11 protein-coding genes and 1 riboswitch are annotated in these 12748 nt (G+C 50.5%); of the genes, 1 reads left to right on the top strand and 10 read right to left on the bottom strand.

All coding sequences use genetic code 11. From position 1 onward, the window contains the following. Positions 1 to 60: 60 nt before the first annotated feature. The 10 genes from ACKTSF_RS02485 to dnaE all read right to left on the bottom strand — a co-directional run bounded on the left by ACKTSF_RS02485 (position 61) and on the right by dnaE (position 11908). The gene (locus ACKTSF_RS02485) at positions 61 to 642 is read right to left on the bottom strand and encodes an ECF transporter S component (RefSeq protein WP_407886317.1); all 582 of its coding nucleotides are present in this window, start codon (positions 640 to 642) and stop codon (positions 61 to 63) included. A gap of 115 nt (positions 643 to 757) precedes the next feature. Beyond that, positions 758 to 875, bottom strand: a riboswitch (FMN riboswitch). 60 nt (positions 876 to 935) lie between these two features. Next, on the bottom strand, positions 936 to 1658 hold the full coding sequence (locus tag ACKTSF_RS02480) for a pseudouridine synthase (RefSeq protein WP_407886315.1): 723 nt from the start codon (positions 1656 to 1658) through the stop codon (positions 936 to 938). Beyond that, on the bottom strand, positions 1659 to 2267 hold the full coding sequence (gene scpB / locus ACKTSF_RS02475; protein WP_407886313.1) for an SMC-Scp complex subunit ScpB: 609 nt from the start codon (positions 2265 to 2267) through the stop codon (positions 1659 to 1661). Next, on the bottom strand, positions 2245 to 3033 hold the full coding sequence (locus ACKTSF_RS02470) for a segregation and condensation protein A (protein ID WP_407886311.1): 789 nt from the start codon (positions 3031 to 3033) through the stop codon (positions 2245 to 2247). Before ACKTSF_RS02470 ends, scpB begins: the two co-directional genes overlap by 23 nt. After that, positions 2987 to 3382, bottom strand: coding sequence for an N-acetyltransferase (locus tag ACKTSF_RS02465; protein ID WP_407886310.1), 396 nt, complete (start codon positions 3380 to 3382; stop codon positions 2987 to 2989). Before ACKTSF_RS02465 ends, ACKTSF_RS02470 begins: the two co-directional genes overlap by 47 nt. A 42-nt stretch (positions 3383 to 3424) precedes the next feature. After that, positions 3425 to 4321 (bottom strand): site-specific tyrosine recombinase XerD, encoded by an 897-nt coding sequence (gene xerD, locus ACKTSF_RS02460; RefSeq protein WP_407886308.1) that lies wholly within the window; start codon positions 4319 to 4321, stop codon positions 3425 to 3427. Between the two features lie 11 nt (positions 4322 to 4332). After that, on the bottom strand, positions 4333 to 5226 hold the full coding sequence (locus ACKTSF_RS02455; protein WP_407886306.1) for a CvfB family protein: 894 nt from the start codon (positions 5224 to 5226) through the stop codon (positions 4333 to 4335). 252 nt (positions 5227 to 5478) lie between these two features. Beyond that, the gene (pyk, locus tag ACKTSF_RS02450) at positions 5479 to 7236 is read right to left on the bottom strand and encodes a pyruvate kinase (protein WP_407886304.1); all 1758 of its coding nucleotides are present in this window, start codon (positions 7234 to 7236) and stop codon (positions 5479 to 5481) included. A gap of 509 nt (positions 7237 to 7745) precedes the next feature. Continuing rightward, complete coding sequence (locus ACKTSF_RS02445; protein ID WP_407886302.1) at positions 7746 to 8465, bottom strand: transaldolase; 720 nt, start codon at positions 8463 to 8465, stop codon at positions 7746 to 7748. A 95-nt stretch (positions 8466 to 8560) separates the two neighbouring features. Next, on the bottom strand, positions 8561 to 11908 hold the full coding sequence (dnaE, locus tag ACKTSF_RS02440; RefSeq protein WP_407886300.1) for a DNA polymerase III subunit alpha: 3348 nt from the start codon (positions 11906 to 11908) through the stop codon (positions 8561 to 8563). 552 nt (positions 11909 to 12460) lie between these two features. Here dnaE and ACKTSF_RS02435 point away from each other — a divergent pair. Further along, positions 12461 to 12649, top strand: a complete 189-nt coding sequence (locus ACKTSF_RS02435) for a hypothetical protein (protein WP_407886298.1) — start codon at positions 12461 to 12463, stop codon at positions 12647 to 12649. The last annotated feature ends 99 nt before the right edge of the window (positions 12650 to 12748 follow it).

The following is a 12748-nucleotide window of genomic DNA, read 5'->3' as shown; positions in this document are numbered from 1 at the left end:
TACGAAAAGGGCCGACAGTTTGCCAGCCCTTCATTTCAAGACAATTCACTATTGATTCGCTTATGATAGCGTGTGCTTACGTAGCCAGGGTGCCATTCGTCGATTCAGAAGAATGAACAGGACGCCTAGGACGATTCCCTTGATCAAGTTAAACGGAATGACCCCGAATAAGATGAGCTTATTGACGGGTAGCCCCAGCGACATCCCCCACACTTTAAGGTACAGGGGTGTGATGACCCACCAGTTAGCAAGTGACAGCACGATCGTAAGACTCAGCGTTCCCACGATTACCGCGACCACCTGGCGTTTAAACGTCCACTCGTGTCGCCGTAACACGACACTGATGGGTAGCACCAAGGCGAGGTCGGCAATGAACGCCGTCAGGACGCCGATGAAGTTCACGATGTCTAACCCGGTTGTGACAAAGTACAACAGCTCCTTAATCGCAGCAATCGTAATCGCTCCCGCCGGACCAAAGACCCCTAACCCAATCAGCACGACCAAGTCACTCAAATCAAGCTTCATGTACGGGACGATGGGAATAATCGGAATCGACACGAACATCAAGATATAGGAGACACCGGCAAATAACGCCATCTCGACCATTGCGCGAACACCTAACCCCTTGTGACTACTTTCCATGAGACTAATTCCTCCTTGCGGTCATCTCAGTGACGCGACCCACGAAAAAAGGCCTCGCCACAGAAGAGCAAGACCTTGGAGTTTACGTCAAAATTAAGCTACGCAAAAAGCAACGTCTCATCTTCTGCATACCAGACTATACTGTCGGTTTCGGAGTTGCACCGAATCAACCGCTCGCGCGGGTCGCGGACTTTACCGCCGGTCGGGAATCACACCCTGCCCTGAAGATGAACCATAAATTTTTAGTACACCTTTAATGTACTAAACGAACCAACGTCTGTCAACGATTTGTCTCAGGCTAAACCGGTCAACCGGCGGAGTTCTTTGACTTCCTCTGGCTTCAGGTTACGCGCATCGCCGGGTTGGAGACCCTTGAGCGTTAAGAAACCATATTCTTCACGTTTCAGCTTCTCAACGGGACAGCCAATCGCGTTCAGCATCTTCTTAACCTGATGATTCTTACCTTCATGAATCGTTAACGAGACAATCGCAATCTTTTTCTTGTCATCGGTACTGATGATCTTGGCCTTAGCCGGCGCATACTTCATCTCGTCGACCGTGATACCCTGACGTAATTTACGGAGGCCATCGTTCGTTGGAATACCCGTGACCCGTGCCACATAGGTCTTCTCAACCTCATACTTGGGGTGTGTCAAACGATTGGCGAGTTCTCCGTCATTGGTCAGTAGGATTAATCCCGAGGTATCGTAGTCCAAGCGACCCACTGGGTAGACCCGTTGACTAACGCTTTCGACCAAGTCGACCACGGTCTTCCGGCCCTTATCATCATTGGACGTGGAAATGACTCCCCGTGGCTTATACAGCATCACGTAGGCGGGCGCTTCAGTGGTAATTGGGACGCCATCCACGAGAATCTTATCGTGAACACCGACCTTGGTGCCTAATTCAGTCACAACGCTACCGTTGACCTTGACGCGGCCGCTCATGATTAACTTTTCTGATTGACGCCGTGAAGCCACGCCGTCGTGTGCTAAAACTTTTTGTAGTCGTTCCATTTACGTTTCATCTCCTGATTCTCCTGATTGGTTCAGTTGCTGGTTAAAAGCTTGTAAGAACAAGTCACCGCCATCCCCATCGTCCTGCTCGCTGGGATTAGCCGCAGCTGGCAAAGGGGGCAAGTCGCTGAGTTGTTTCAAGCCGAAATAGTCGAGAAAGTAAGCGCTGGTCCGATAGAGCTTCGGCCGTCCTGGTTCATCGAGACGTCCCGCATCTTCAATCAATCGGCGCAAGACCAACTTTTGAACGGTGGATGCGCTCTGAACCCCACGAATCTCATCAACCTCAATCCGCGTGATGGGTTGACGATACGCAATAATCGCCAGGACTTCTAGTGAGGCTGGCGAGAGACTCGTACTCAAGGGGTTCTCAAAGTACCGCTTGATCAAGTCGCCGGCGGCTTCCTTAGTGACCAGCCGGTAAGTGGTATCGTTGACCATCAATTCTAACGCCGAATCCTGATCGGCCGCGTACCTCTGAGCCAGCCGCTCCAGGGACGCTAGAATCGCCGGTCGCAATAGTCCCGTGGCTGCCGCCAAATCAGCGACTGTGATGCCTTCGTCACCGCTGACGAACAGTAAACTTTCAATCTGTGCTAGGGGTGACATCTGTGGGATACCTGCCTTTCAACCGTAAAAAATCGATCTGCAACGGCACTAAGCGACTAACCTGTTGTAAGGCGACCTGTCGCTGCCGCGCGAGCTCTAAGACGGCCAGAAAGGTCGTGACAATCTCATCGAGCACCGGTGTCTGCCCCAGTAGCTTTTCAAAGCTGACTGGTCCCTTACTGTGCGCCAAATGCGTCAGTACCGTCTGCATCTGTTCTTTAATCGTGTAGTGTTCCTGCTGAATACTCTGCGTGACCGGTTTAGCCACCATGGCCCGATGAATCAGCTTGGCCAATGCGGCCTGTAGATCGGCTGGTTCAATGCCCGGTGCCACCGATAAAGCTACCGAGTCCGGCACCGCCATAGCAGGCCGAGTAAAGTGTTGTTGGCGTTCCTGAGCCCGTGCCTTGAGCACCTGAGCAGCTTGTTTATAGCGCTGATACTCCAAGAGCTGATTAACCAAATCCTCACGGGGGTCACCCATATCGTCCTCGTCACTAGGCACCAGCGTCTGGGGCTTGGGTAACAGGAGTTTTGCCTTAATGGCCATCAAGTTTGCCGCCATCACAAAATACTCCCCGGCAATGTCGAGGCGCAGCGTCTGCATCTGATGCAAGTAATCCAGATACTGACTGGTGATCGTTGCGATCCGAATATCATAAATATCCATCTCGTTGGTTTTAATGAGATGTAACAGTAAATCTAGTGGGCCTTCAAAATCACTGACCTGAATCAGCGGTTGCCCGTTTGCTGTGGCTTTGTCCATGGTGATACTCCCATTTTGCAATAGTCTTGGCCGTGGAGAGGGTTCCCATCAGCCGCTTATCTGGCAGTGCCGTCGCGAGTTGATCCAACAACTGCCACGTATTTTCAATAACATCCTTATCCGGCATCAACGTGATCAGCCGCACGATCAGGTAATTCCCCTGAACCTGCGTCCCCACGGCACCGGAAAAGTCATCGTATTTATCTTTCCACAGGTAGAGCGTCCGGTCGGCTCCCCCTTGATACCAAGCCAGTTCTCGCTGCAGTCGATCCCAGTCCTTAAAACTCGGTATCAGACTCAGCAAGCCCATGGCGATCTTCTGATAATCGCTACGATATTTTAATAGCATGGTTTGCCTCCGTTTAATCGTCTCCATACACACTGTAGCTGGCTAAGCTCGTGGATGATACTGGTCGTAGACCGAAACCAACCGTTTCTTAGAGATGTGTGTGTAGATCTGCGTGGTCGTAATATCCGCGTGCCCCAAAAGCTCCTGAACCACCCGTAAGTCCGCACCATTTTCCAAAATATGGGTCGCAAATGAATGCCGCAGGGTATGGGGCGTCACGTCCTTCTGAATGTCGGCCAAGGTCACATAATGCTTGATTTTCTGCCAAATAGCCTGCCGTGACAGGCCCCCGCCGTGCGCGTTGAGAAAGAGATAGGGACTGGTTCGCTGCTTCAGCAGGACCGGGCGGCTGTGCGCTAGGTACCGGTTAATCCAGTCGGTCGCCACATCACCAATGGGAATGATGCGTTCCTTATCACCCTTGCCCAGTGTCTGGATCAAGCCCATCTCTAGGTGCAGATCGACTAGCTTTAAATGAACCAGCTCGCTAACCCGCAATCCGGTCGCGTACATCACTTCCAGAATGGCCCGATCGCGCAGTCCATACTTATTCGCCGTATCCGGGGTCGCCAGCAAACGGTCGACTTCGGCCACAGTGAGCACCGCTGGCAAATGTTCCGCGTGCTTAGGTGCAGCAATATTGGCCATTGGATTGTCGATCAACTGATGGGTCTGCACCAGATAACGGTAAAATTTTCGCAAGGCCGACACGGCGTGAATCACGGAATTTCGCGATTTGCCACTAGTCGTCAGTGCACTCAGGTAAGTCATGACCGTCAAACGATCAACCGTTAAAAAGTTCGTGTGGTGCTGATCAGTCAGATACGCCGAAAAATTATGGAGTTCTTGCGTGTAACTCGTCACCGAATTCTTGGCCAGCCCCTGCTCTACAGTCAGGTAGTGGGCAAAGTCCAGCGTTTGATCCGCTAATTCGGTCATGAGCGTTCCTCCTAGTCTTTGGTCTCCTCATCAGCGGTGGCATCCGTTGGTGCTAGCCAGAGTTGACCATCGTGCTGGGTAATCTTACGGGCCTTCAAGAGGTGACCAATGGCCCGCTTAAATTGACCCTTACTGATGCCAAAGTAAGCTTTGATAGCAGCTGGGTCACTCTTGTCGCTGAACGCCAGACGGCCATCTTCACTGTGTTCCAGAGCAGCTAACAGCATCGCTGAATCGTCGTCAATAGCCTCATACGTCCGTGGACGTAAGGATAGGTTCAACGTCCCATCGTCGTGAACCCCGATAACTCGTGCGTGGAGTTCCTCACCTAAACGCGGTTCGCGTTCCCGTTCGGATGGATGAATGAACCCCAACTCATAATGGTCCGTCATGACCCGCGTGCCGACCAACTTCAATTGATACGAGCGGGCAACGACGTTAGAGTTCTGCAAGATCTTCTTAGCGGGCTGGGCAATGGCAGCGTAAATATCGCCATCGGCCAACACACCCCAGAGTCGTTGCTTGGCATCTTCGCGCAACGCAATCATCAGGCGATCGCCCTGTTGTGGCCACAGTTCCATCATGTCTGGGAGGTCATCCAAGGAAACGACAATATCCTTATTGGGCAATCCAACATCGACAAAGACGCCCAATGTCCGTTGCGTCCGTACAACCGTACCAAAGCCGTAGTGATCGACTTGTACTTGCGGGGCATCACGCGTAATCTGCATTTCATGATTTTCATTTTCGTAGGTAAATCCTTTAAAGTTTGACCCTAATTTTAAAGGTTTTTTGATTTCTGATTTATCCAGCCGAAAAGTCGTCCCGGCAATCTGGACATAGTAATCATTTTCATTTTCATCAGTAACTTTTCCCGCGATGACGCGGCCTAATAGTTCTTCCATAATCTCCTCAATTCTACTGGTTTCCCAGTCAACCGTTCAAAAGTGTCTAACCTTTATTTTACACGGAAACCACCCAACTAGCGAGCTTTAATCTTACAAATTTATTTATGCTGGCCACAGCTCCTCAGCCGCAGTAAGGACATGTACCCTGGTAAGCTTTTTGGTCTCTGCACCCCGTCTTCCCCTTTAAAAAGCCAACAAAAAACGGACCCCCGACAGAGGATCCGTTTTTAATAACAGGTTTATCTCGTATTAAAGCGCGTTGGAAGCACCGTGGTAAACGATACCGCGACGTGAGTCAACGGTGATCAATTCGCCATCGGAGATCTTGTCACTGGCACCAGTAGCGCCAACGATAACAGGAATCCCCATGGAAATCCCAACAACAGCTGCGTGAGAAGTCAACCCACCGTTTTCAACGATAACGGCGCTAGACTTTTCGATAGCTGGCAAGTAGTCTTTGTCGGTGTTCTTGGCGATCAAGATACCACCTTCAACAACCTTTGCATTTGCGTCAGCAGCGGAGTTTGCGATAACGGCCTTGCCGATTACCGTGTCATCACCGACACCTTGGCCTTGAACTAACTTTGAACCGATCAATTGGATCTTCATCAAGTTAGTCGTGCCACGTTCGCCAACAGGAACACCGGCAGTGATTAAGATCAAGTCGCCTTCCTTGGCCAAGCCAGTTTCAACGGCCTTAGCAGCAGCTAAATCAAACATTGCATCAGTGTTAGCAGGCTTTTCGGTAACGATTGGGTATACACCCCAGTTAACCATCAAGCCACGACGCGTACGGTCGTCAAAGGTAACAGCTAAGATATCAGCATTTGGCCGGTACTTAGAAATCATCTTTGCAGTGTAGCCGGATTCCGTAGCAGCAACGATGGTCTTAACGCCCAATTCGTTAGCAACACGGGCAACGGAAGCACCGATGGATTCAGTAACGTCGCCGTTATCGAAGTCCAAGTTGTCACGGCCAAATTCTGCCAAAGCATTTTCAGCCTTGATGTCGATCCGGTTCATAGTTGCAACGGATTCTACAGGGTATTCACCGTTAGCACTTTCACCAGAGAGCATGGTTGCGTCGGTACCGTCAAAGACAGCGTTGGCAACGTCAGAAGCTTCGGCACGCGTAGGACGTGGGTTTTCTTGCATGGAGTCTAACATTTGGGTAGCAGTGATAACTGGCTTACCTAAAATGTTACACTTCTTGATCAAAGCCTTTTGTACCAAAGGTACGTTTTCCGTAGGAATTTCGACACCCATGTCACCACGAGCAACCATCAAACCATCGGAAACCTTGATGATGTCATCAAAGTTGTTGATACCTTCTTGGGATTCGATCTTAGGGAAGATTTGAACGTGTTCCATGTGCTTTTCTTCGAGGAGTTCACGGATGTCCATGACATCTTGTGGCTTACGAACGAATGAAGCAGCGATGAAGTTGATTTCGTGGTCCAAACCAAAACGAATGTCATCGGAGTCCTTTTCAGTGATCCCAGGTAAGTTAATGGAAACACCAGGAGCGTTAACACCCTTACGGGAACCTAAGATACCATCGTTTTGAACCTTAACAACTAATTCCTTAGTTGCGTCATCTTTGGATTCAACGACAGTATCTAATAAACCATCATCGAATAAGACGTGGCCGCCTTCGTGGACATCTTCGAACAAGCCAGGGTAAGTAACAGCGATCTTTTCCTTGGTTCCTTCGAGTGAGTCATCCATGGAGATCCGGAATACGTCGTCGGTATGGAAGGCAAGCTTGCCACCCTTTTCAACAGTCGTCCGAATTTCGGCACCCTTAGTATCTAACATGATACCAACGGTCTTACCAGTAATCTTTTCAGCCTTGTGGACCTTTTCCAAACGGTCTAAATGTTCTTCATGGTCACCGTGTGAAAAGTTGAACCGGAAGATGTTGGCGCCAGATTCGATTAATTTAACAATCGTATCAACGTCAGTACTTGCAGGACCAAGGGTACTTACGATCTTGGTTTTCTTCATTAGAAAAATCTCTCCTTTAGAATTGGCCGAAGCAGTCCGCCAATCTCGTTAAAAATTGGCATGCCAAAAGTTTCGGCTCAAATTTGATTCCAAAATTATTCTATCACTTTTGAAAATTAATGTCTGCTATGTTTATCGATTTTTCGACACTTTGTACACAATTTCTCAAAGTAAGCGTTTTCCCTTACCTACCGGCACTGAAAACACACAGAAATCGATTTGTTTTATAATCAATCAGTTATCGAAAAAATAATTTTCGATTTATTTAAAAACGCTTTCAGGGATTGATTGTCAACGCCAAGGTTTGGCCTAAAGGTAACCTGATCGAACGAAAAAGCCAGCCATGAGTCCCTCTCGGAATTCATGGCCAGCTTCTCATAAAAGCTCATTTAGACGATGCTTAAAGACTTTAACGATCCAAAGCTAGCCGAGCATCGCCATCCGGCTGAAATCAATTGCCCGGTATCAGACTCCGTTTTTAATCAGTGCTGTCGCACATTTGGGTAGACTTATCCGACCTCTACTGGAATTGTAAAGCCCAACTCGGCGATATCTTGGTCAAAAGTTTTGACCGTGTCGACGGAGACCTGGAAGGCATCTTTCCCGAACTTGTCTAACTTATTCAGAATCTTTGGTGGCACGGTGATGATGTCACAGCCAGTCTCGTCGGCTTGAACAACGTTAATTGACTCACGCGTGCTGGCCCACAGAAGTTCCACGTTGGCCTTCCCGTGACAGAGTTCTGCTGACTGTTTCATCATTGGCATTGGATCGACACCGGTGTCGGCGATTCGACCAGCAAATACGGACACGATGCCCCCAGTTTGGGCATTCAACGCATCCACTGCCAACTTAACTTCTTGCAGCGTGGTGATGGCGGTCACGTTGACCTGGACGCCGGCGTCGGAAAGTGCCGTAATCACGGCCGTATTGTCATCCCCACTCGCCCGTATAATCGGTACTTTAACGGCCACATGCTTGCCTAACGCTGCGAGTACTTTTGCCTCAGCTAACATCCGTTCTGGCGTATTACCGAAAACTTCAAAGCTGATCGATTGGTCTGGGAACGTTGCAACAGCTTCCTTGGCGAAGGCCAGATAATCCGTAATCCCAGCAGCCTTCATCAAGCTAGGGTTCGTGGTAAAGCCCGCAACGAGTCCCTTCGCAGCAACGGCTTTCATATCGGTCAGCTTGGCCCCATCGGAATAAACTTTAACGTTTAATTTCATTAAAAAATACCTCCAAAGTAGAATATCTTGTCCATTGGTATATATAATACAGGACTTGATATAAATAGTCTAGAGGTATTTTTTATTAAATTGGTCTATCCATTTTCATAAACAACATTACCCGCACCCATCAGGCGTTCCAGTGCCGCTTTTAGTGCCACATCTGCACGTAGCCACTGCGTCTTCGGCAACAGCCGTTTTTGATCGGTCTGGGGTTGATACACGATCACCGGCACTGGCCCCGTATTCGCCGTCAAAAATTGGGCGAGTTGCTGAGCTACCGGTCGTTGATCGTGATCTTCATCGACCCGAATAAACCAGCGGGGCCCTTGTTTGGCCTGCTGATCTCCAGCCGGCTGCAAGCTTTCGGCCAGATCCAGTCGATCGGCCACAATCTGTAGCCCCCGCTGTTGTTCCACCTTGCCCCGAACGACGATAACCTGATCCGTTTTCAGCCACTCACTCACGGTGCGATACTGATTGGGAAAAATGGTGATACTGACATCGGCGGTCTCATCACTCCCAGTGACAAAGGCCATCGGCTCGCCACGCTTGGTCCGAATCGTCCGAATCCGCGTGACGTAAACAACGATCGCGACCCGATTGTTCTCAGCCAGATCACTGATCGTCACGGCGTGGAGTTTTTGAGCCAGAGGTCGATACTGCTCCACTGGATGACCTGACAGGTAAGCACCCAGCACGGCCTCTTCCTGTGTCAACTTCGTCATCAGATCCAAGTCAGGCCGGTGCTCGACCTTAGGTGCCAGCGCCGCAAAGAGCTCGACGTTGCCCCCAGATAGCTCGACACTGCTTAAGAATTCCGGTAGTGCCGCAATCAATTCCGCCCGATTGTAGCCAAAATTGTCGAAGGCGCCGGCATAGACCAGTGCATTGAGAAGATCCGCCTTCCGGTACTTATCGGCAATCCGTTGAAGAAACTGGTGTAAGTCACGATACGGCCCATTTTCGTGGCGGTCGGCTAGGAGTTCTCGCAAGAAGTCTCGGCGCACACCCTTGATGGAACTCAGGCCAAAGATAATAGCCGCTCCCCGCAAATTAAAGTAAGCCGACGACTGGTTAATATCCGGCGGTAGAATGGTGACACCGTGACGCTTGGCCTCAGTCAAGTACAGTTTGGTCTTCTCCGGCACATTAATCACCGAGTTCAACAGGGCCGCATAGAACGGCCCCGGATAATGGGCCTTCAGATAAGCCAGCTGAAAGGCCAGTTTGCTATAGGCCACGGCATGGGACCGGTTAAACCCGTAGTTCGCGAACCGATCCATGTAGTCAAAGACTTGCTGGGCCGTCTCAGTGGCGTACCCCAGTTGTCGGGCACCCACAACAAACTTCTTTTGCATAGCGTCCATGGTCTGCTTCTTCTTTTTACTCATGGCTCGCCGCAACAGATCGGCCTCACCTAATGTGAAGCCACCCATCGTACTAGCAACCTGCATGACCTGTTCCTGGTAGACCAAGACGCCATAGGTTGGTCCCAGGATTGGCTTAAGCGCATCGGCCGCATAGGTCACCTGCTCCTGTCCGTCCTTACGTTTGATAAAAGTGTCGATGTTTTCCATTGGCCCAGGTCGATACAGGGCATTGACTGCGGCCACCAATTCAAAACTATTCGGTTTTAATTGGCGGAGGACGCGCTTGATGCCAGAGGATTCAAACTGGAAGACGCCGTTGGTTTCCCCCTGAGCAAAGAGCTTGAGGGTCGCCGCATCGTTGAGGTCAATGGCGTTGATATCCAATAACTGTCCCGTCTGCTTTTTAACCAACGCCAGAGCATTGGCGAGGATACTTAGGTTCCGCAGGCCCAAAAAGTCCATCTTCAGCAGACCGACCGCTTCGACTGTATCCTTAGGGTACTGCGTCATCAGTAGGCTCCCAGCGCCCGGTTGTAAGGGCACGAGGTCCGTCAACGGTCCCTGACTTAACACGATCCCGGCCGCATGGGTCGAGTAGTTACGGGGAAGACCCTCCAGCTTACAAGCGGTCTCATAAAGCAATTTATTCTTCGAGCTATCGGCAACTAGGTTACGTAACTTCTGTGACTGCTTATAGGACTCAGCCAGTGTAATGTGAAGTTTATTGGGAATTGCCGCACTCCAGTCACTCATCTGATACGGCGCCATTCCCAGAGCCCGACCCACATCGCGGAGGGCAGCCTTAGTCGCCAGTGTTCCAAAAGTAATAATTTGACCGACGCGAGAATGACCGTACTTATCGTGCACATACTGTAAGACCTGTTCTCGCTTATCGTCCGGAATATCCAGATCAATATCGGGCATTTGGGCCCGTTCTTCATTCAAGAAACGTTCAAACAAGAGATTATAAGTCAGCGGGTCAACCTCGGTAATCGCCAAAACATAAGCGACTAACGAGCCGGCCGCTGAACCCCGTCCTGGTCCCGTTTGAATGTGAGCACGGTGGGCGAAGTTCATGACGTCCCAGACAATCAAAAAGTAGTCGTCAAACCCCATCCGATGAATGGTCCCTAGCTCGCGTTCTAAGCGCTGCTGATAAGGTTGGCTATCCTGGATGCCATTTGCCACTAGCCGCCGCTGAAGGCCCTCCTGGCAGAGCTGTCGCAGGTAACTTTGGGAGCCCTGCTGGTCGGGCGTTGGAAATTGGGGTAATTGTGGTTGTTGAAACTTCAGTGTCACGTCACACGCTGCGGCCAGCTGTTCAGTCGCCGTGACGGCATCCGCCAATCCCGCGTGCGTAAAACGTTCTGTCTGTTCAGCGGCCGGCCGTAACCAATGTGTGCCCATCGTCTCTTGTGCGGCTGGTAAATCTTCAATGACCTCACCCGCCCCGATTGCTCGCAGAACCGTGACAGCAAAATGATCCTCTCGATTCAAATAGGCCACTGGTGCGAGACCCACGAGGGGGACCTGTGTGGCGGTCTGGAGTGCTCGTAACTGTTGCTGAGTGCCCGCGTCCAGATCCGGGCTGATCCCCACGGCCACGTTACCCGGTGCCCACGTCTGTAACTGCTGAACGGTCTTCGTTGCCGCTGCTGCATCCCCAATCGCCAGTAGCTGACCCACCTCACCGGTCAGCGGAACAATCATACTGAGATGCGTTAGATTAGCCGTCTGTTGACTAAGATCGACCGGTGCCTCGGCCACTTGATAGGCCGTGGACAACTGCATAAGCTGTTGATAGCCGGTAAAGTCTTTGGCCAAGAAAATCAATTCACTTGGCTGGGTCGTCTCCCCAATCGCTTGTGTGGTTAACGTCAGCCCCAAGATTGGCTTGATACCTGCCGCGCGACAGGCGTTGTAAAAGGCCACGGCCCCATACATGACATTCTTATCAGTTAGGGCCAACGTGATATAGCCACGGTCTTTAGCCGTTTGCACCAAGTCGGGGATGCGGTTGGTACTCTGTAACAAGCTATAGGTACTTATGACCTGTAACGGGACAAACATCCTGTCCACTCCTCTCATCATTATCTTTATCGCTATTATACCAGAAAAGTGACGAAATATTCGTAAAACGAACAAACGTTCTCTAGCCACTTTACACCATTCCCAGCATACTCAAAAATAGGCGATAACTGCTTAACCTGACCACTAGATAGTCACGACCTAAACTGGCAAAAAAGCTGTACTGACACGGCTTCGATGCCATGACAGTACAGCTTAAATATGCTTACCTGAAGGTTGAAAGCCAAAGTACACCTAGAAAGGCCCAGTTAACAGAGATTTAATCCACAAAATCAGTCGAAAATTACCACCTGCGGCTGCCAGAAATTCCGGCTGCTGTGGGGACCGCCTGCGGCCTGAGAAACGGTCCTCCGGCTCGGTTTGAAGCCTGACATAAACCGTCAGTCTCCAAACGCGTCCCACGCTGTAAGCTGGTTCCCAGCTAACACCGTCGACACAGCCTACCTGCATCTCTGGCCGCCTCCGGTTATGATTTGTTCTTTAACCTGACATTGCGGTGACAATCGCTGAACCGCCAACGTTAGTCCACGATAGTTGATCACTGTCTACGTAGGCGTAAGTGAACCAAATTTAGGCTCAGCCGTGGGATTTTCCAAGTGGGCTAACTTGGGAAATGGCGACTTTGAAACGCCGCCTGGGCGGTTCAAAGCGAGCTGGCAGACCGCTTCTCAGGCTGGCGGCGTCCTACCCACAGCGTTCCAGCCTAAATTTGGTGAACGGTAAGCCGGCTGGCTTAGACAACATTGCCTAATTGTAGTCTCAGCATCGTTGTGGCAAAAGCCAGAGACTATGCCAGTAGTTGTACAACATGGCGAAAAATTG

Origin of the sequence: Levilactobacillus muriae, from assembly GCF_045862015.1 — a bacterium.
GTDB lineage: Bacteria > Bacillota > Bacilli > Lactobacillales > Lactobacillaceae > Levilactobacillus > Levilactobacillus muriae.
The sequence above is the reverse complement of the archived record's forward strand: the minus strand, read 5'-3'. Positions and strand labels throughout refer to the sequence as shown.